At 63.0% G+C, this 18,569-nt stretch carries 22 protein-coding genes and 1 pseudogene; 17 read left to right on the top strand and 6 right to left on the bottom strand.

Annotated elements, in window-relative coordinates:
• The first annotated feature begins 1 nt into the window (after position 1).
• From NKI85_RS07020 to NKI85_RS06985, 8 genes and pseudogenes are all read left to right on the top strand, one after another.
• A complete protein-coding gene (locus tag NKI85_RS07020; protein WP_352776454.1) occupies positions 2–1,105 on the top strand; it encodes a CgeB family protein in 1,104 nt (367 codons plus the stop codon).
• The gene (locus NKI85_RS07015; RefSeq protein ID WP_352527119.1) at positions 1,105–1,905 is read left to right on the top strand and encodes a nucleotidyltransferase family protein; all 801 of its coding nucleotides are present in this window, start codon (positions 1,105–1,107) and stop codon (positions 1,903–1,905) included. The genes NKI85_RS07020 and NKI85_RS07015 overlap by 1 nt, the downstream gene beginning before the upstream one ends.
• A 2-nt stretch (positions 1,906–1,907) precedes the next feature.
• Positions 1,908–2,669: a TIGR04290 family methyltransferase gene (locus NKI85_RS07010; RefSeq protein WP_352527118.1), complete on the top strand. Its 762-nt coding sequence runs from the start codon at positions 1,908–1,910 to the stop codon at positions 2,667–2,669.
• Positions 2,662–3,594, top strand: coding sequence for a glycoside hydrolase 5 family protein (locus NKI85_RS07005; protein WP_352527117.1), 933 nt, complete (start codon positions 2,662–2,664; stop codon positions 3,592–3,594). Before NKI85_RS07010 ends, NKI85_RS07005 begins: the two co-directional genes overlap by 8 nt.
• Before the next feature lie 20 nt (positions 3,595–3,614).
• Positions 3,615–4,679 (top strand): glycosyltransferase family 4 protein, encoded by a 1,065-nt coding sequence (locus NKI85_RS07000; protein ID WP_352527116.1) that lies wholly within the window; start codon positions 3,615–3,617, stop codon positions 4,677–4,679.
• A gap of 6 nt (positions 4,680–4,685) precedes the next feature.
• A complete protein-coding gene (locus tag NKI85_RS06995; RefSeq protein ID WP_352527115.1) occupies positions 4,686–5,675 on the top strand; it encodes a GNAT family N-acetyltransferase in 990 nt (329 codons plus the stop codon).
• Positions 5,672–6,439: pseudogene (locus NKI85_RS06990) on the top strand (class I SAM-dependent methyltransferase); the annotation flags it as partial. The gene NKI85_RS06995 and the pseudogene NKI85_RS06990, both read left to right, overlap by 4 nt.
• Before the next feature lie 222 nt (positions 6,440–6,661).
• Positions 6,662–6,880 (top strand): hypothetical protein, encoded by a 219-nt coding sequence (locus tag NKI85_RS06985; protein ID WP_352776523.1) that lies wholly within the window; start codon positions 6,662–6,664, stop codon positions 6,878–6,880.
• A 189-nt stretch (positions 6,881–7,069) separates the two neighbouring features.
• On the opposite strand, the gene NKI85_RS06980 is transcribed toward NKI85_RS06985, so the two are convergent.
• Both NKI85_RS06980 and NKI85_RS06975 read right to left on the bottom strand, forming a co-directional pair.
• On the bottom strand, positions 7,070–7,198 hold the full coding sequence (locus NKI85_RS06980; RefSeq protein ID WP_352527114.1) for a hypothetical protein: 129 nt from the start codon (positions 7,196–7,198) through the stop codon (positions 7,070–7,072).
• 50 nt (positions 7,199–7,248) lie between these two features.
• Positions 7,249–7,833, bottom strand: coding sequence for a sigma-70 family RNA polymerase sigma factor (locus tag NKI85_RS06975; protein WP_502896056.1), 585 nt, complete (start codon positions 7,831–7,833; stop codon positions 7,249–7,251).
• Positions 7,834–8,123: 290 nt separating this feature from the next.
• Between NKI85_RS06975 and NKI85_RS06970 the strand changes: the two genes are divergently transcribed.
• The 3 genes from NKI85_RS06970 to NKI85_RS06960 all read left to right on the top strand — a co-directional run bounded on the left by NKI85_RS06970 (position 8,124) and on the right by NKI85_RS06960 (position 9,118).
• Positions 8,124–8,327 (top strand): hypothetical protein, encoded by a 204-nt coding sequence (locus NKI85_RS06970; RefSeq protein WP_352488465.1) that lies wholly within the window; start codon positions 8,124–8,126, stop codon positions 8,325–8,327.
• Positions 8,328–8,454: 127 nt separating this feature from the next.
• Complete coding sequence (locus tag NKI85_RS06965; protein ID WP_352527113.1) at positions 8,455–8,748, top strand: DUF982 domain-containing protein; 294 nt, start codon at positions 8,455–8,457, stop codon at positions 8,746–8,748.
• Between the two features lie 70 nt (positions 8,749–8,818).
• Positions 8,819–9,118 carry a DUF982 domain-containing protein gene (locus tag NKI85_RS06960; protein WP_352527112.1) on the top strand — a complete coding sequence of 100 codons (300 nt, stop codon included), beginning with the start codon at positions 8,819–8,821 and terminating at the stop codon, positions 9,116–9,118.
• 29 nt (positions 9,119–9,147) lie between these two features.
• On the opposite strand, the gene NKI85_RS06955 is transcribed toward NKI85_RS06960, so the two are convergent.
• The 4 genes from NKI85_RS06955 to NKI85_RS06940 all read right to left on the bottom strand — a co-directional run bounded on the left by NKI85_RS06955 (position 9,148) and on the right by NKI85_RS06940 (position 11,470).
• Positions 9,148–9,564, bottom strand: coding sequence for a hypothetical protein (locus tag NKI85_RS06955; protein WP_352527111.1), 417 nt, complete (start codon positions 9,562–9,564; stop codon positions 9,148–9,150).
• A gap of 166 nt (positions 9,565–9,730) precedes the next feature.
• Positions 9,731–10,318 (bottom strand): LysE family translocator, encoded by a 588-nt coding sequence (locus tag NKI85_RS06950; protein ID WP_352527110.1) that lies wholly within the window; start codon positions 10,316–10,318, stop codon positions 9,731–9,733.
• 50 nt (positions 10,319–10,368) lie between these two features.
• Positions 10,369–10,527 (bottom strand): hypothetical protein, encoded by a 159-nt coding sequence (locus NKI85_RS06945; RefSeq protein WP_352527109.1) that lies wholly within the window; start codon positions 10,525–10,527, stop codon positions 10,369–10,371.
• 112 nt (positions 10,528–10,639) lie between these two features.
• Complete coding sequence (locus NKI85_RS06940; protein WP_352527108.1) at positions 10,640–11,470, bottom strand: SIR2 family NAD-dependent protein deacylase; 831 nt, start codon at positions 11,468–11,470, stop codon at positions 10,640–10,642.
• A 327-nt stretch (positions 11,471–11,797) separates the two neighbouring features.
• Between NKI85_RS06940 and NKI85_RS06935 the strand changes: the two genes are divergently transcribed.
• From NKI85_RS06935 to NKI85_RS06910, 6 genes are read left to right on the top strand one after another with little or no spacing between them, the layout of a single operon-like run.
• A complete protein-coding gene (locus NKI85_RS06935) occupies positions 11,798–13,591 on the top strand; it encodes a methanol/ethanol family PQQ-dependent dehydrogenase (protein WP_502896061.1) in 1,794 nt (597 codons plus the stop codon).
• Positions 13,572–14,441 (top strand): substrate-binding domain-containing protein, encoded by an 870-nt coding sequence (locus tag NKI85_RS06930; protein ID WP_352527106.1) that lies wholly within the window; start codon positions 13,572–13,574, stop codon positions 14,439–14,441. Before NKI85_RS06935 ends, NKI85_RS06930 begins: the two co-directional genes overlap by 20 nt.
• Positions 14,438–14,971 carry a c-type cytochrome gene (locus NKI85_RS06925; RefSeq protein ID WP_352527105.1) on the top strand — a complete coding sequence of 178 codons (534 nt, stop codon included), beginning with the start codon at positions 14,438–14,440 and terminating at the stop codon, positions 14,969–14,971. The genes NKI85_RS06930 and NKI85_RS06925 overlap by 4 nt, the downstream gene beginning before the upstream one ends.
• Positions 14,968–15,984, top strand: a complete 1,017-nt coding sequence (gene coxB, locus NKI85_RS06920) for a cytochrome c oxidase subunit II (protein ID WP_352527104.1) — start codon at positions 14,968–14,970, stop codon at positions 15,982–15,984. Before NKI85_RS06925 ends, coxB begins: the two co-directional genes overlap by 4 nt.
• On the top strand, positions 15,981–17,957 hold the full coding sequence (ctaD, locus tag NKI85_RS06915) for a cytochrome c oxidase subunit I (protein ID WP_352527103.1): 1,977 nt from the start codon (positions 15,981–15,983) through the stop codon (positions 17,955–17,957). Before coxB ends, ctaD begins: the two co-directional genes overlap by 4 nt.
• Complete coding sequence (locus NKI85_RS06910; protein WP_352527102.1) at positions 17,954–18,559, top strand: cytochrome c oxidase subunit 3; 606 nt, start codon at positions 17,954–17,956, stop codon at positions 18,557–18,559. Before ctaD ends, NKI85_RS06910 begins: the two co-directional genes overlap by 4 nt.
• The last annotated feature ends 10 nt before the right edge of the window (positions 18,560–18,569 follow it).

Genomic DNA, 18,569 nt, shown 5'->3' with positions numbered 1-18,569 from the left:
GATGCGCATGGTCATTTTCGGTCTTACCGTGACATCGTCGTGGGGCAACGGGCACGCCACGCTGTGGCGCGGATTGATCCGGGCGATGGCCGGGCTGGGCTGGTCCATCACCTTCTTCGAACGCAACACTCCCTATTACGCCGGGACGCGCGACCTCGACCAGCTGGATGGCGGCAGCATTGTCCTTTATCCGGACTGGGAGGACATCCAGCGCGTTGCCGAGCAGGCGATGAATGAGGCCGATGTCGTCATTGTCACCTCCTATTGCCCTGATGCCGTGAGCGCCTCGCGCCTTGCCCACCAAGCCTGTCGCGGACTGAAGGTGTTCTACGATCTGGACACGCCGGTGACGCTGGCCCGGATCGAACAAGGTGCGCCTCCGGCCTATTTCGGGCCGGAAGGGCTTCGCGATTTCGATCTCGTGCTGAGCTACACGGGAGGCACCGCCATCGACGCATTGAAGTCGATGCTGGGTGCACGCCGCGTCATGCCGCTCTACGGCCATGTCGATCCAGAGCGACACCGCCCGGCCCCGCCCAGGCCAGAGTTCGGCGGCGACCTGTCCTATCTCGGAACCTATGCAGCAGACCGCCAGGCCGGGGTCGAAAGGCTGCTGGTCAGCCCGGCCGCGCGCCTGCCGGAGCGCCGTTTCGTCATTGGCGGTGCACAATATCCGCAAGAATTCCCGTGGAGCGACAATATTTTCTTCGTCCGTCACCTGCCGCCCGCCGACCACCCGGCCTTCTTTTCATCATCGCGGCTGACCCTGAACGTGACCCGCGAGGCGATGGCCGAAAGGGGCTGGTGCCCATCCGGCCGGCTGTTCGAGGCTGCCGCTTGCGGCGCTGCGATGGTGAGCGACACATGGCCGGGATTGGACGCCTTTTTCCGGCCCGGCGAGGAGATCGTCGTGGCGAACAGCACTGACGACGTGGTCGCCGCGCTCGACCTGTCCGACGCCGAGCTTGATGCGATCCGGCGCCGTGCGCGGGAGCGGGTGCTGGACGAACACACCTCGGCACGGCGGGCGAAGGAATTCGATCGCATCCTGTCCGATTCACTGCAAGGCTCCACGCTTGGCGAGCCGTTGAAGGAGGCAGTTTGATGTTGGGCATCGTGCCCGCAGCCGGACGGGGAAGCCGCATCCAGCCGCTCGGCTTTTCGAAGGAACTTCTGCCGGTCGGCAGCCGCATCGACGGCAACACCGAGCGGCCTTGCGCGGTCAGCGAATATCTGGTGCGCCGCATGGTGCGCGCGGGGGCCGACAAGATCTGCTTCGTCATCGGTTCGGGTAAGTCGGATATCCTCGAATATTATTCTGCCGGCTATGCCGATGCGGCTGCGCTGTTTGTGGTGCAGCCCTCTCCAGTCGGCCTTTGCGACGCCATCTTTCGCGCCGCACCGCTGGTCGCACCGGACGAGACCGTTCTGGTCGGGCTGCCCGATACGATCTGGTTTCCCGAAGACGGCTTCTTGGCCCTTCCGGACGATGGCCTGTCCTTTCTGCTGTTTCCGGTGGACCAGCCGGAATTCTTCGATGCCGTCGTTGTCGACCAGGACAGCCGGGTGAAGCAAATCCAGGTCAAGCAGCAGAATGCCGCGTCGAACTGGATCTGGGGTGCGTTCAAGATGCCCGGCCGCACCCTTCACCGGCTTGCCGCGCTATGGCGGGAACGGGACCGGTGCGATGAATATATCGGCACGCTGGTCAACGCCTATTTGGCCGCGGGGGGTGAAGCCTATGGCGTCAAGGCCGGCACCGCCTATGTCGATGTCGGCACCTTCAACGGCTATCGCACGGCACTTCGGCTGCTTGAAAGCAGAGCCGGGAGCAAGGACGACCAAGCCGCCGTGACGCTGCCCGGCCACCAGCACGTCCCTATCCTCGCAGGCGAAGGAGGCTAGCCATGCTGCATTCCGATGCCGAAATCCGCCGCCGTATCGATGCGCTCGGCCCATGGTTCCACAATATGGAGCTGGCCGGCATCGAAACCGCTCCCGACCATTTCCTTGGTAACTATCCGCTGATCAAATGGCGCAAATTCGCCGACGCCATCCCCGCCAATCTTTCCGGCAAAGCGGTACTCGACATAGGCTGCAATGCGGGCTTCTACTCGATCGAGATGAAACGGCGCGGCGCCGGCCGCGTGCTTGGCATCGACTTCGATGAGGCTTATCTGGCGCAGGCCCGCTTTGCCGCCGAGGTAGCGGACTGCGACATCGAATTCCAGCAGCTCTCGGTCTACGACGTCGGCGCCTTGCGCGAGCGGTTCGACATCGTGCTGTTCATGGGGGTGCTCTACCATTTGCGCCATCCCTTGCTCGCTCTCGATCTGATCCGGAAGCACGTCGCCGACGACCTGATGATCTTCCAGTCGATGCAGCGCGGCAGCACCGACGTGCCGGCACTCGAGCAGAATTATCATTTCTGGACCCACGACCTGTTCGACCGGCCGGAGTTCCCAAAGCTGCATTTCATCGAGCATCGTTACGCCGACGACCCGACCAACTGGTGGATTCCCAATCGCGCCTGCACCGAAGCCATGCTGCGCAGCGCCGGCTTCGAGATCGTGCTGCATCCGGAGCAGGAGGTCTATTTCTGCCGCACCGCCGACATACCGGCCGGTGGCGGCGCCGTCTACCCGTCGAAAGGACAGATAAATGATTGAAGCCGCGATGATCTGGAACGAGCCCAATAACAAATCCCACTGGGATCCCGAGCTCGACCCCGACTGGAGCCGCTTCGCCAATATGGCAATTCTGGCCGCCGACGCGATCGCCTCGGAGAATCCGGCCTTGACCAAGGTGCTTGGCGGCATCTCGCCGATCGATGCTGGCTTCATGACACGGATGAAGGAATTCGGCGTGCTCGATCATGTCGACGCGGTCGCCGTGCACGGCTTTCCGCTCGACTGGAACCTCTGGCAGATCCACGCATGGCCACAGAAGATCGGCGAGATTTCGGCTGTCACCGATCTTCCGGTATGGGTCAGCGAGGTCGGCGTGTCGACCTTCGGCGCCGAGGAGGTACAGGTCTGGGGCCTGCGCCGGACTGCGGAGCTGCTGATCGGCAACGCGCCACGCATCCAATGGTACAGCCTCTACGACCTGCCGCGAGAATGGGAAGCGACGACGCGCCATCGCGAGGCGGAAGGCTCTTCCTACTACCGCCATTTCTACATGGGCCTGCTGCGCCAGGACGGTACGCCAAAGCCGGCGCTCGAGGAATTCCTGCATCACGCGCCGGCAATGGGACTGGTGCAGTGGTTCCATTTCGAAGATCACCGGCTGGATGACGCCGTCGCCTGGATGAAACGGCTCGGCGTCACCAATCTGCGTACCGGGCTTTCCTGGGCCGACAGTTTCAGGCCCAACGCACTTGACTGGTTCGACCGGCAGATGGAGGCATTGGCCGACTTCGACGTGACGGTCACCTTCTGCTTCACGCCGGAACACTGCGGAATGATGCCGCACCACGCCAGTCCGCCGCTGGTGCCGGAGGAATTCGCCGAGTTCTGCGCGGCAATGACGCGCCGTTATGCCAGCAGCATCGCTGCCCCTTCCGCCGGCAGGCAGCGCGCCTCCGCAGCGTGAGGAGCTTCGGCTCGCCAGCCATGACGCTCACCGTCCTCAACGTCGCCTATCCCCTCGCCCCGGTCGGGCCGGATGCGGTCGGCGGCGCCGAGCAGGTGCTGTCGATGCTCGACCAGGCGCTCGTACAGGCCGGACACCGTTCGATCGTGATCGGCTGCCAGGGCTCGAGCGCTGCGGGCACTCTCATCGAGACGCCGGCGGAACCGGGCGTGCTCGATGAAGCGGCGAAGCGTCGGGCGCAGCGTGGGCATCGCGCTGCAATCGCCAGCGCACGGGCTCGCTGGCCGATCGACGTGGTTCATTTGCACGGCATCGATTTTGATGCCTATCTGCCAGGCGACGGGCCGACATTGGTGACCTTGCATTTGCCGCTCGACTGGTATCCGGCCGACGCTCTCAATCCGGCGCGGAACGATCTGTGGCTGCATGCGGTATCGGCGGCTCAGCAACGAACCGCGCCACCGGGCGCCAGGCTGATCGAACCGATCCCCAACGGGGTGGACATCGATGCGTTGAGTGAACGGCAGGCCAAACGCGACTTTGCGCTCGTGCTCAGCCGCGTCTGCCCGGAAAAGGGCATCCATCTCGCGCTGGACGCGGCCCAAAAAGCCGGTGTGCCGTTGGTCATCGGCGGCAAAGTCTACCCCTACGAAACCCACACCGCGTATTTTCGCGACGAGGTCGAGCCGCGGCTGGACGACCGGCGCCGCTTCCTCGGTCCGCTTGGCTTCGTCGCCAAGCGGCGCTTGCTCAACGCGGCCCGCTGCCTGCTCATCCCGAGCCTTGCCGCGGAAACCAGTTCGCTCGTCGCCATGGAGGCACTCGCCTGCGGGACCCCCGTGGTGGCCTTCCCGAATGGCGCACTGCCCGATGTGGTCGAGCATGGCAAGACCGGGTATCTCGTCGGGGGTGTCGACGATATGGCGGAAGCCATCGTTGCAGCATCCGGCCTGAATCCCGAGACGTGCCGGGCCGAGGCGCGCCGGCGCTTTTCACTCGACCGCATGGTTTCTTCCTACATGGACGCCTACCACGCGCTGGCACGGCTTGGCACGAACAGCGGACAGCTCGCGGCGACGAAGTGAACGGACATGTTCCGCAGCGAGATCATCGACGATCCGGCGGGCCTCGAAGCCCTCGAACCGCACTGGTGGGAGCTCTGGTCGCGCAGTCCTTCGGCGACGCCGTTCCAGTCGCCCGCATGGCTGGTGCCGTGGTGGCGGACATTCGCTCCCGGTGAGCTTGCGACGGTCGCTGTCTGGCGTGGCGATGATCTGGTCGGCCTGGCGCCGCTCTATCTGGAACACCAGGAAGCCGGCGCGCGATTGCTTCCGCTCGGGATTTCGTTGAGCGACTATCTGGACGTCCTTTGTCTTCCCGAGATCGCCGAACCGGTCGCCGCCGCCATCGCCGGCGCGGTTCTTTCCGTCGATTGGTCGCAATGGATCTTGCAGGACCTGCCGGCCGGCGGCGCCGGCCTCGCCATCAGGCATGCCGGGCTCGAAACGAGCCAGGCTGTCGGCCACGCCGCTTGCCCGGTGCTTTCCATTGGTGGTGACGAGACGCTTCAAAGCTGCGTTCCGGCGCGGCGAAGACGCCAACTGCGCCGCGCCCACAGAGCCGCTTCGAGACGTGGCCGGGTGTCCATCGAACGCGCACTGTCCGACCCACAGACATTCCTCGATCATTTGATCCGCCTTCACCGCGCGCGCTGGGCCGCACACGGCGACGGTGTCCTGTCCGACGGCCGCGTGGAAGCATTCCACCGTAAGGCGCTGCCGCAGTTGGCTGCTCAGGCGCTTGCCCGATGCTGGCTTGTCGCCATTGGTGGCGCGATCGTGGGCGCCTATTACGGATTCCATCATCACGGCCGCTCCTATGCCTATCTCGGTGGCTTCGATCCGGCCTACGCCGAGGAAAGTCCCGGCGCGTTGCTCATTGGCCAAGCGGTAAGGCAGGCGGTCTGCGAAGGCGCGGAAGAGTTCGATTTTCTGCGCGGACAAGAAGCCTACAAATACAGCTGGGGCGCCGTCGACCGGTGGACCATGCGCAAGATCTGGACGCGGAGCGCGGCGCGATGAGCGCGACCCAGTTGAGATCCGAGCAGTCGATTTCAGCAAGGCTGGTGCTGGAGGACTGCATGGCGGACGGTGCTTGTGTCGAAGCCGTCATCGCCAGGCTGGCACTCCGTTTCGAGACAGGAATCGATGCTGCAGATTTGGCTGAGCTTGCGCTAAATATGCACTCGGCCGATCCGCGAAAGACGGCAAAACTGCAACGGATTGCCGACCTGCTTCAGCGTAGGCCCGAGATCTTCGCCACGCTGCGCAAAACGGGTGCTGCCGTTCGGCACGAACGCGGTGAGGGAGAGACGGACGATGCTGTCGTCAAGCGGCTGGCAGCCGGGTTTGACGCGGCGGCGGCGATTTCCCCGGCGGCGAGCGTCCAGCTGTCGTCGCTGGGCGATGAGGAAAAACTCGCGGCCGCGACGGCTGAGATCGGCGCATGGCTGGAGAGGCGAGGCTTTACCGGCACCGAACGCGACATACTCGATATCGGCTGTGGTATCGGTCGTTTCGAACGCGCGCTCTCCCCTCTATCGCGCCGGATCGTCGGCATCGACATATCCCCGGCGATGATCTCGATCGCCCGGCGGCGATGCACCGGGCTCGGCAATGTAGAATTCCGCCCTACCCAGGGTTTCGATCTTGCCGATTTCGGCAATGCCAGCTTCGACCGCGTGCTGGCCGTCGACAGCTTTCCCTATCTGGTGCTGGCTGGCCTCGCGGAACGGCATTTCGTGGAAATCGCGCGCGTGCTGAAGAGGCCGGGCATGGCCGTGCTTTTGAATTATTCATATCGCGGATCGCCGGCGCTGGATCGCGCCGATGTTCATGACTTCGCTAATGCGAATGGCATGCAAGTCCTCGTCGGCGGCGAAAGGCCGTTCCGGCACTGGGATGGCGATGCCTTCCTGCTTACGATTTCCAGCGGAACATTGCGGCCCAACGCTGGTTCGGATGCCGAACGGGAAAAGCCGCTATTCGACAGTATGAAGGAGGACAAGATGGCGTCCGGCAGCAAGAAGCACATCGGTCGCGGCAGTCACGGCAAAGGCGCTGGCGCTGGCGCAATAACCGATCTTCCCAAGGATAAGATCGGGGAGAACACTGTTCTGTCCAACAGAGACAAGAAGCAGCACACCAAGGAGCGCGGGCTCGACGGTAATAGGGTCAAATCCGAGCAGTACCAGGATCATTCGGCGGATCGGCGGCCTGAAGACTGATCGTTGCGGCCGCATGTGGGCTTGCAGCCGGTGAGCAATTGGCAGGCGGCGAGAGCCCAACCGCCGACGAAGCTGTGCAAGGATCGAAGCCGTTCGCACGGATGGCGTGCAAATTCTTGCAAAGTCGCACTGCTGCCACCAGAGTGAGGTGAAGGGACCAACATTTGCCAAGAGAACGCGATGTCTCGCTCAAGGGAAGATTCCGTCAACACGCGTGCCGATCTGACGATAGACCGGGAAATTGCTTCCTTGCTTGCGGCCATCGAGCAGGAAAAGGTTCCTGACCGGCTGACCAAACTTGCGATCGAATTGCAGCATGCGCTTGTCGAAAGGCGCTTGCGCGAAACCAGTAACTAGCGTGACATGTATTAGCGGCGCCTCTCGGCTTCGAAGTCCAGTTGTCCTTCGGACAGATAGCTGCGCCGTTCCATCAGGGTTTGCGAGGAGCTTTCGCCAAGGTATTCCAGCACGCCGGCGCGTGCGCGGTTGAGCCGGCTTTTCACGGTTCCCACCGCGCAACCGCATATTTCGGCCGTTTCCTCATAGCTGACGCCCAGCACGCCTATCAGCATCAGGACCTCGCGCTGGTGCTCGGGAAGGCTCTGGATGGCTTGGTGAACTTCCTTGCCTTGGACAGACCATTCCTGCGTCGCTTCCGAGATCGGCCGCAGGGAAGCGCAGTCGAGCAGGCCGGGCGCTTCCCGCACGGCGGCTCTGACACGCGTGTAGTAAGTGTTCCGCATGATGGTGAAAAGCCATGACTTCATGCGCGTTCCAGCCTCGAACTTGTCGATGTTGGCCAGTCCCTTGGTCAGCGTCTCCTGGACCAGGTCGTCGGCATCATCGGGAGTGCGGCAGAAGGTACGCGCGAAAGCCCTTAAAGCGGGTATGAGATGGACGATGGAAACTTCTTCGGTTTCGCGGTTCGCCAAGGCGTAGGCTGTGGAAGGCAATGGTCCAGCTCCCGTCCAGAATGAGTTCGTGAGCGCAGACCAGTTAAATGCATTGGGCGAAAGATCGTTCCGGTTGGCGAAAATCACCCGGCTCCAGAAACCGGCTTGGCTGGGCAATCCAGCCGGCAGCGATATTCTTGACGGAACAACCACCGGCATCGCGGAGTTCGAATCGAGGTCGTCCGATAATCCGGGGCGCCGCCATTGGCACGTCGAAGCGCGATCTCGCAGCGGGCCTTGGCCCGCCACCCTCAAGGACAGCCCGCCACCTCAAAAAACAGGAGGAATCCATGACAGGAAACAAGCACGCCAAAGGCAAAACGCCGGCCGACAGCGACCTTGCCAACGATCCCGGCATCGGCAGTTCCAAGGGAACGATCAAGGAGGGCGACCGGCTCGATCAGGGCAACAACACGTTCGAAGGCGATGTCGAGAACGACACCACGCCTCAAGGCGGTATCAATCCCCGGCAAAAGATGCGGACCAACAAGTGACGCCAGGACCGGCCGGCGCACGATCGAACAAACCCGCTGCAACCCGTGCAGCAATCCCGCGTTAAAGGGCATCGGCCTCGTGTCCGCCTCGAGCGTTGACGCGACAGGCTCTTTCGCGGAGACACAGATGGCAAAAAAATCGTTTGGCCGCCCCGTTCCAATTCTCGTCGGCCTTGGTTTCCCTCGCCATGTCGAAAATATCTGGCAGGCCTATGACGTCTTAAACGAATGGCCGAGCCGCGGCCCGGCGCACAAGGCGGCGTTCGACGCCTGTCGCGCCGGGCTGGCTGACGAGGTCGATGCCGAGACGGTGCGCGCGGCGTTCGAAGCATTCGCCCGCAAGGCGGGCATTCTGGCGCACGATGTCGTCGCCGAAATACCGGCAGGCACCAATCCCACTGAGGTCTGCGATGTCGGCTAAAATGCCCTGCAGGCCATGTGACCCGCTGAGGCTAATTTATATCAAGGGTGGTTAAATCGGGAGGACCGCCATGCTGGAGATAAAGTTCGATGCTCCGGTTTGCATCTACTTCGGCAAGCCGGGACGATCGCGAATGGTCAGCTCCGTTTTCGAGGCCTCTTACTGCCTCAAAAGCGAGAAATGGCCTGCCCGCAATGCCCCGTTGTCGCTGATGGCGGCAGATGCATTGGATGGCGCCCAGATCGGCCAGATTACGGCAGCGGAAGCCCGCGAAGCATTTATCGACGCGGCTTTGGAAGCGAACATTCTTGTCGAAGGCGAGCCGCATGACGCGCATGCCCCGGCAGCCTTCATGCCGGACGGCGGGTGAACCGGCAGGCTGCCTCCCCGCAGTGCCGTTCATCGCGAATGGCCGGCGTCCTCGGCCTTTTTCTCCCGCTGCTGCCTGAGGACCTCGTCGGTTCCGACCAGCTTCTTCGATCCGCCGGGGATCGCGGTGGAAACAACAGCCGGCGGGTCGCTTGCGGGGAAAGAATCCTCCAGACCCGCCTGCAGCTGGTCTTCCAGCGTCTGCGGCTCTTCCGACCGGCCAGGGGTCCTTCGGGTGTCTACGTTCTCCAGCGGCTGTTTCGTGTCCGGTGAAGACTTGACCTCTCGAATCCAGCCATAGAGCTGTTCGATGGCAAATTCCCTCATCGCATCAAAATCGGCCTTTTCGTCACGCGATGCCTCGATTTGGTCGACCATCGTCTTCTCGAACCGGTCGAGGCTCTCGCTTCCACAGGCCTGGCTGAGACGCACCAGCGCATCGCGCAATATGAGCGGCGCAAAGTGCGCTGTCGCCTCGAGCCTGAGCTGCTGCAAACGCTCCGGGGTAGCGGCTTGGAACTTCGACATGCTCGACCTCTTCGCCTTGTGGAGCATGTCAACGAAAATTGTCGGCGGATGTTCCATGACCGAGGGCCGGTGGATCGCTCGATCCTCAGCGGTGCGCGCCACCGATTGCCATGCGGATACCGAGACCGACGACGAAGCAGCCTGCCACGCGCTGCTGCCAGAGCCTTACCTTCGGTCGTCTCATGGTCCAGGCCCCGAGCGTACCGGATGCGAGCGCATATGTGCCCAGCACCAGCACACCGGTCATCTTTTGGGTGCCGCCGAGCAGCAGCAATTGCAGTGTGACCGATCCGCGCGCGGGATCGACGAACTGTGGAAGGAAAGCCACCATGAAGGTTATTGGCCAGGGATTTACCAGATTGGCGATCATCCCTTCGCGCGCTGCCGCGAGCGGCTCAACGGCCCTAGGCTCCTCGAGGGCCACGCCGGCCGACGGCGACAATACCAGACGTGATCCAAGCCAAACCAGATAGGCTGCACCCACCCAGCGAAGCATGGCAAAGGCAAGGGGCGATGCCTGGAGCAGCGACGATATGCCGAGGGCAAGGAGCGGCAACTGGACCATGCCGGCGCCGAGGGTCATTCCCAGGACGGTGAACAGGGCAACCTCACGGCCCTGCCCGATGCCACGCGCCATCACCAGCAGACTGTCAGGCCCCGGCGGCATCTGCATCAGGATGACCGTCCCAAGAAAGGCCGCCCACGAGGCGGGACTCTATGCCGCTACTTCGCCCCGGTTTCGTAAGATGCCTTCGCGCCATCCTTGAACCGACCGGCATCTCGCATCATCTTGAGCGCTTCGTCCCTGGTCAGGCCGCACCTGCGGGCAAAGAAATTGATCTCGTAGGCCTGCTCGGCCGACAGGCCATGTTTGGTATGCATTCTTCGCTTGTGTTTGCGTCCGCTCATACAGGCTGGATCCCCGTGAGACTTAGCCTCCCCAACTCACTTCGGGCCAGCCGGTTCCCCACAGCTTCGTCACTGCGCAGGCTTTTCAGGCGCCGTCGGGCCGGCCGATGCTGTCCTTGAGTTCGTTCAGGAATGCGAGCAGCGCGTCCTCAGGATCGTCGGCCTCTTCGGTCAGCATATCGATTCCCCAGCGGCCGAGGACAGCCTCCTGGACGATGCTCGGCTGCGACATGAAGATGAAGGATTTCGGGCGATTCTTCTCGTAACCCGACCGCCGCCAGGTCTGCCAAAGCCTATGCAGCAGCAGACGGATGTTCATATCGGACATGCTGTAGCCGATGAACAGGATAGTACGCCCAAGCGCGTCGGCGCGAAACTTCACGTCGAGCGGCGAATCGAATGAAAGCCGGTCGAAATAGTCGGTCTCCGCCAGGACCAGCGATTTGTCGTCGTCGAAATCGCCGTGGAATTTGATGATCTGGGTGACCTCGCCGGTCGTCTTGGGCAAGTCCTTTGCATTGGCCACTTTCACAAAGGGCCGGCCATGTATCTCGAAGGCAACCTCGAGGTTGCGATCATAATTGGTGGTGTAGATGATCGGAAAATCGAGCGACACGATAAGCTTGTGGATCGCCGAACCCCGCACTTTTTCCCGCGACACGCTCCATTCGCGATCCATCCACCTGCGCAACGAGCCGAGGCTCCCCTGCTTCAGCCGGTAATATTCGGCAAGGGCCTGATAGCTGGCCTCCGGTGCGCCGGTCGTGTCGTCATCGAGACCGAGCTCGTTTTGCATGTGCTCGATGAGCTTTTGCCAGGACGGCAAGCCGACGCTCATCGACACCCCGGCTCCAACGAACAAGATCGCTCGCCGCTCTTTCACCGATTGAGCCAGTTGCTCGACTGCAGACAGCATTCGACACAACTGCGAAAAGCGCCGCTCCGTTCCAGCCGAACCCGGACCGCCGCGGGAGCAGTTTTATTTCCGACTTGAATACGAACACTCGGATCGGCTGTCCCGACCGCCCGGCCGTCGACTTTGGCCAACCGAATCCGACATTTATTTCATTCCATTGGCACTTCTGCGCCGCTCACGCGTTGGAGAGTGTTCAACAAACACGGCGCCGCTGCAGCTAATGGAGCTCGGCGCCAACGTCGGCAGCTCGACATGCAAATGAGGCAAGCGCGACTGGTGGCGGCGAGAATTAGGCCTGGCAAAGCGGGAAAGAGGCCAATGGCGGCGATGCTGGGTTGGACGCTGCTGGCAGGGTTTGCGCTGATCGCCGCGGCGGTTGCTCAGCCCGCATCAGGCCCTGCGATAAATCCGCCGGCCGCAGCTGCTCCGCCCGACGACGGCCAGTGGACGATGCCGGCTAAGAACTATGCCTCGACCCGCTACAGCGAACTTGCGGAGATCACTGAGGACAACGTCAAGAACCTGCAGGTGGCCTTCACCTTCTCGACCGGCGTCAACAAGGGTCACGAGGCCGCGCCGCTGGTCATCGGCAACACCATGTACATCGTGACGCCGTTTCCCAACATCCTCTACGCGCTTGACCTTACCAAGCCTGGCGCGCCGATGAAGTGGAAGTTCGAGCCCAATCCCGAGCCCGCGGCGCAGGGCGTTGCCTGTTGCGACGTGGTCAACCGCGGCGCGGCCTTCTTCGACGGGCGCATCTATTTCAACACGCTTGACGGCCACGCCATCGCCGTCGATGCGGCCACCGGCAAGCCGGTCTGGAACACCCATATCGGCAACATCAATATCGGCGAGACCATCACCATGGCGCCGCTGGTGGTGAAGGGCAAGGTGCTGGTCGGCAATTCCGGCGGCGAAATGGGCGTGCGCGGCTGGATCAAGGCCCTCGACGCCGGCGACGGGCACGTCGTCTGGACGGCCTACAACACCGGCCCCGACGCCGAGGTGCTGATCGGCCCCGATTTCAAGCCGCATTACGATATGGACAGGGGCAAGGATCTCGGCGTGACCTCGTGGCCGCCCGACGCCTGGAAGATCGGCGGCGGCAATGTGTGGGGCTGGATCTCCTATGACCCGGATCTGAACCTGATCTTCCACGGCACCGGAAATCCCGGCCCGTGGAATCCGGATCTGCGACCCGGCGACAACAAATGGACCGCCGGCGTCTTTGCCCGCGATCCCGATACCGGCGCGGCCAAATGGTTCTATCAATGGACCCCGCATGACCTGCACGATTATGACGGCATCAACGAACAGGTGCTGCTCGACATGACTTGGCAGGGCAAGCCCCGCAAGGTGCTCGTGCGGCCGGAACGCAACGGCTACGTCTACCTGTTGGATCGCACGACCGGCGAGGTCTTGTCGGCGGTGCCGTTCGGGCCGGTCAATTCCAGCAAGGGGGTCGATCTCAAGACCGGCCGGCTGATTGCAAATCCGGACAAAAAGACCGGCACCGGCAAGGTGGTGCGCGACATCTGCCCGACCGCATCAGGCCTGAAGGATTGGCAGCCCTCGGCGTTCTCGCCCAAGACCGGCCTGCTCTATATCCCGCACAACAACCTGTGCATGGACGAAGAAGGCGTCGAGGTGAATTACATCGCCGGCACACCCTATGTCGGCATGAATGTGCGCATGATCCCCGGGCCGGGCGGCAATCGCGGTGCATTCACCGCCTGGGATGTCGCTGCCGCCAAGCCGGCATGGAGCCTGAAGGAGGGTTTTCCGGTGTGGAGCGGCGCCGTCGCCACCGCCGGCAATGTCGTGTTCTACGGCACCATGGAAGGCTGGTTCAAGGCGGTCAGCGCCAGGACCGGCGAACTGCTTTGGCAGTTCAAGACGTCGTCCGGCATCATTGGCCAGCCGATCACCTATCGCGGCCCGGACGGGCACCAATATGTCGCGATCCTTTCGGGCGTCGGCGGCTGGGCCGGCGCGATCGTGTCCGGCGATCTCGACCCGCGCGACGCCACCGCTGCGCTCGGCTTTGTCAACGTCATGAAGGATCTGAAGGATGTAACCACGCCGGGAGGTACGCTGTATGTGTTCCGGCTGCCTTGAGAGGATCGACCGCGTTGCGCGCCCACGGCGAAAGCGTTCCCGGCACCTTGCCGCCGCGATCGGCGCACTGGCGCTCTCGCTTGTCGCCACCCTTGCCGATGCGCGCGAGCTGAGGGTCTGCGCCGATCCCAACAACATGCCATTCTCCAATGCCGCCAGAGAGGGCTTTGAAAACAAGATTGCCGAACTCGTCGCCAGCGAGCTTGGTGCGACGGTTTCCTACACCTGGTGGGCACAGCGCCGTGGCTTCGTCCGCAACACACTGAAAGCCGGCCTGTGCGATCTGGTGCCCGGCACGCCCGCCAATCTCGAGATGCTGCGCACCACCGCGCCCTACTACCGGTCTTCCTACGTGTTCGTGACACGCGAGGATGCGCCGGAAATTACGTCCTTCAACGATCCTCGCCTGCGCGATCTGCATGTCGGCGTCCAGCTGATCGGCGACGACGGCGCCAACTCGCCGCCCGTCCAGGCGCTGGGGCGCCGCGGCATTGTCGGCCATCTCATCGGTTTCCCGGTCTATGGCGACTATTCAGCGCCGAACCCGCCGGCGCGCATCATCGAGGCGGTCGCCAATGGCGACATCGATATGGCCGTCGTCTGGGGACCGTTGGCCGGCTACTTCGCCGCCAGGCAAAAAGTGCCGTTGCGGATTACGCCGGTTGCGCCGCGCATCGACGGCCCGCTGCTGCCGATGATCTACGACATCTCGATGGGCGTGCGCCGCCAGGACGATGCGCTGCGCAGCGAAGTAGACGCCGCTCTCGCCAAGCACCGCGCCGAAATCGGTGCAATCCTGGCGGAATATGGCGTGCCCCGCTTGGACATCACCGGGACAGCAGCGCGATGAACCGCGGCCTTCCATGCTTGCTGTCGGCAATGCTCGTCCTTGTCGCTTGCCAGCGCGAGGAACGCGATACGCGTCCACAGTCGGCGCTTGGCTCGGGTGACCAACCGGCAGCCGTCACAGCCCTTGAACCGGGCGGCCAGCGGCCGGCCGCGTCCGACGACAAGGCCGGCGTGTTCGAGGCCAATGCCTTCCACCTCAGCGAGGGCAAGCGCCTGTTCAACTGGTTTAACTGTTCCGGCTGCCACGCCAATGGCGGTGGCGGCATGGGCCCGGCCCTCATGGACCAGAAGTGGCTCTATGGCAGCTCGATCGAAAGCATCCACGCCACGATCAGGGACGGCCGGCCAAACGGCATGCCGAGCTTTCGCAACAAGATCCCGGATGACCAGATCTGGGAGCTTGCCGCCTTCGTCCGCGCGCTGAGCGGCAACGCACCGAAGTCCGCTGCGCCGGGCCGCGACGACGACATGATGCCCCATCCATCCGAAAATCGCCTGCCGCATGCCGCGACGCTGGGAAAGTCGCCGTGAACCGCCTTGTCTGCAAGGTGTGCTGCTGCACAACCTGCACGCTGCTCCTTGCAGGGTGCAGCGGCTGGCAATCCGCGCTCGACCCAAAAGGCCCGGCCGCGGGCGAGCTCGCATGGCTGATCTGGTTCTTCACCGCGCTTTGCACGGTGGTCTGGCTTCTGGTGATGGCCGTGCTGATCATGCCATTGGCCCGGCGCCCGGCTCCGCTCGGCGATCCGCTTGTCCTTGATCCCGCCGCCGAGCGCCGCAAGATGCGAATTGTCGTCGCCGCACTCGCCGCTACTGCCCTGATCCTGGTCGGCCTGACGCTGCTGAGCTACTTCGCCAACCGGACGCTCGCCGCCATCGGCTCGGATGCGGCGCTGACGATCCGGGTGACCGGGCATCAATGGTGGTGGGAGGTGCGCTACGAAAACGATCAGCCGAACCGCATCCTGACGACAGCCAATGAAATCCACATCCCGGCGGGCGAGCCGGTGCGGCTTGTAGTGACTTCGACCGACGTCATCCATTCCTTCTGGGTGCCGAACCTCTCGGGCAAGCTGGACCTCATTCCAGGCCACGAGAACATTCTCGATCTGAAGGCGGACAAGCCCGGCGTCTATCGTGGCCAGTGCGCCGAGTTCTGCGGTGCGCAGCACGCCAATATGAGCACCTTCATCGTCGCCGAACCCCGGCCTGTTTTCGACGCCTGGCTGAACGATCAGCTGCGGCCGGCCATCGCTCCTGCCTCGGCCGAGGCGAAAGCCGGCCATGACCTGTTCCTCAAACGGCCCTGCGTGATGTGCCACAAGATCGGCGGCACCATCGCCGGCGGCACGGTCGCCCCCAACCTCACCCATATCGCGAGCCGGCAAACGCTCGCCGCCGGGACGCTGACGATGAGCCGTGGCAATCTCGCAGCCTGGATAGCCGATCCGCAGGGGATCAAGCCAGGTGCCCACATGCCCGTGGTGGGACTGAACGGCGACGAGCTGAATGCGATCGTCGCCTATCTCGAGGGCCTGAAATGAGCAGCGCCAACCTGGCCCATGAGCGTCACCTCGCCCAGCAACGCGAGGCGGCACAAAAGGGTGACCTGGCTCCCGAGCGCGACGGTCCTCGCGATACCGGTCTCGACGACGCCAGCCTTGACCGCTGGCTGGCGCGGACATGGCAGACGACGCCGGGCATCATCGGTGCGCTGTCGAGCGTCGACCACAAGATCGTCGCGCGGCGCTATTTGATCACCGCTTTCGTGTTCCTGTGCCTCGGCGGCCTCAGCGCCGTTGCCATGCGCATCCAACTGTCGGGGCCGGAGCGGGGACTGATCGGGCCCGACCGCTACAACCAGCTGTTCACGATGCATGGCGTGACCATGATGTTCCTGTTTGCGGTGCCGATCGTGCAGGCGACCGGCATCTACCTCGTGCCGCTGATGGTCGGCACCCGCAACATCGCCTTTCCGCGCCTGAATGCGTTCAGCTTCTGGATCTATCTCTCGGGAGGCCTCTTCGCCTGGGTGTCGTTTGCACTCGACATGGCGCCCGACGTCGGCTGGTTCTCCTACGTGCCGCTATCGGGCCCCGAATTCGGGCCAGGCAAGCGCTCCGACGTGTGGGCGCAGATGATCACCTACACCGAAGTGTCGTCGTTGGCGGTCGCCGTCGCCACCATCGTTACCGTGCTGAAGCAACGCGCGCCGGGCATGTCGCTGGACAGGATTCCGCTCTACGTATGGGCGATGCTGGTCACCTCATTCGTGATCGTGTTCGCCATGCCGGCGGTCATGATCACGTCGACGTTCCTGATCCTCGACCGGCTGGTCGGCACCCATATTTTCAATCCCGCGGAGGGCGGCGACGTACTGCTCTTCCAGCACCTGTTCTGGTTCTTCGGCCACCCCGAAGTCTACATAATATTTCTCCCGGCAACCGGCATCGTGTCCTCGATCATCGCCGCTTTCGCCCGGCGTCCGGTATTCGGCTATCTGGGCATGGTTCTGTCCTTGATTGCGGTCGGATTCCTGTCGTTCGGACTGTGGGTTCATCACATGTTCGCAACCGGCCTGCCGAAGCTCGGCGCGAGCTTCTTCACCGCATCGAGCATGATGATCGCCATTCCGAACGGACTGCAGATCTTCTGCTGGCTGGCGACGTTGTGGGACGGAAGGCCGATAGTCAGGACGCCGCTGCTGTTCGTGTTCGGCTTCTTCTTCACGTTCGTCGCGGGCGGCCTGACCGGCGTGATGCTGGCGTCGGTGCCATTGGACCTGCAAGTGCACGACACCTACTTCGTGGTCGCGCACTTCCACTACGTTCTGATCGGCGGCTCGGTGTTCCCATTACTGGGCGCGACCTATTTCTGGTTCCCCAAGATAACCGGCCGGATGATGAGCGAACGTCTCGGACGCTGGCACTTCTGGCTCGCCTTCATCGGCTTCAATGCAGCGTTCTTCCCGATGCACATTGTCGGCCTGTGGGGCATGCCGCGCCGCGTCTACACCTACCCGGTGGAGCTCGGCTGGGGCAACATCAACCTGTTCATCACAGCCGGGGCGGTCATCCTGTTTGTGAGCTTCGTGCTGTTCACCGTAAATCTGGTGCACAGCGCCTTGAGAGGTGACCCGGCCGGCGACAATCCCTGGCATGCGGGCACGCTGGAATGGGCGACGGCGTCTCCGCCGCCGAGCTATAATTTCGCTCGGATTCCGGTGGTTACGCACTCCGAGCCGCTCTGGGCCGAACGCGATACGCTGCCCGTAGCGATCGGGCTTCGCGTCGACGTGCGCGAACTTGTTATTTCGACGGTGGCAGAGGCGCATCCCGATGTGCGCGAGACGTCGGTGACGCCATCGATCTGGCCATTGTTCGCCGCGCTCGCGATCGGCGCAACCTTTCTTTATTCGATCTTCAGCCCGTGGGCGGTGGTCTGGGGAGCCGGGCCGATCGCCATCACTCTGATCGGCTGGTTCTGGCCAAAAGGCGACCCGGAGGATGAGGAATGAAACAGCGCCTTGCCGCCGATCTTTCCAAACTCCCGACCTTCGGGCTCGGACCACGCAGCCCGACCTGGTGGGGCACTCTCGCCTTCATGGCACTGGAGGGCACTGGGTTCGCGCTCGCCGCAGGCGCCTATCTTTACCTTGCGTATCTGTCGCCCGAATGGCCGCCAGGCGTGCCGCCGCCCAACCATTGGCCAGGCACCATCGTCACGCTGTTGCTGCTCGCCAGCGTGGTGCCTAACCACATACTGAACCGCTATGCCGAAGCCTGTGCGATGGTGCCGGTTCGCATCGGCCTGGTGGTGATGTCGGTGCTCGGCATCGCACCGCTTGTCGTGCGCTGGTTCGAGTTTCCGGCCCTCAACATCTATTGGGATGCCAACGCCTACGGCTCGATGCTGTGGGTCCTGCTCGGCCTTCACACCACACACCTGATCACCGATGTCGGCGACACGCTGGTGCTGACGGTCCTGATGTTCACGCGCCATGGCTACAGCGGTCGACGTTTCGGCGATGTGGGCGACAACGTCTTCTACTGGGATTTCGTGGTCGCGACCTGGATCCCGATCTATCTGTTGATCTACTGGACACCGAGGCTTGGTTGAAATGCGCGCG

Source organism: Mesorhizobium sp. M0571 (assembly GCF_040320985.1).
Taxonomy (GTDB): Bacteria; Pseudomonadota; Alphaproteobacteria; order Rhizobiales; family Rhizobiaceae; genus Mesorhizobium.
Note: the sequence above shows the minus strand (reverse complement) of the source record. Positions and strands in the feature narration are given on the sequence as shown.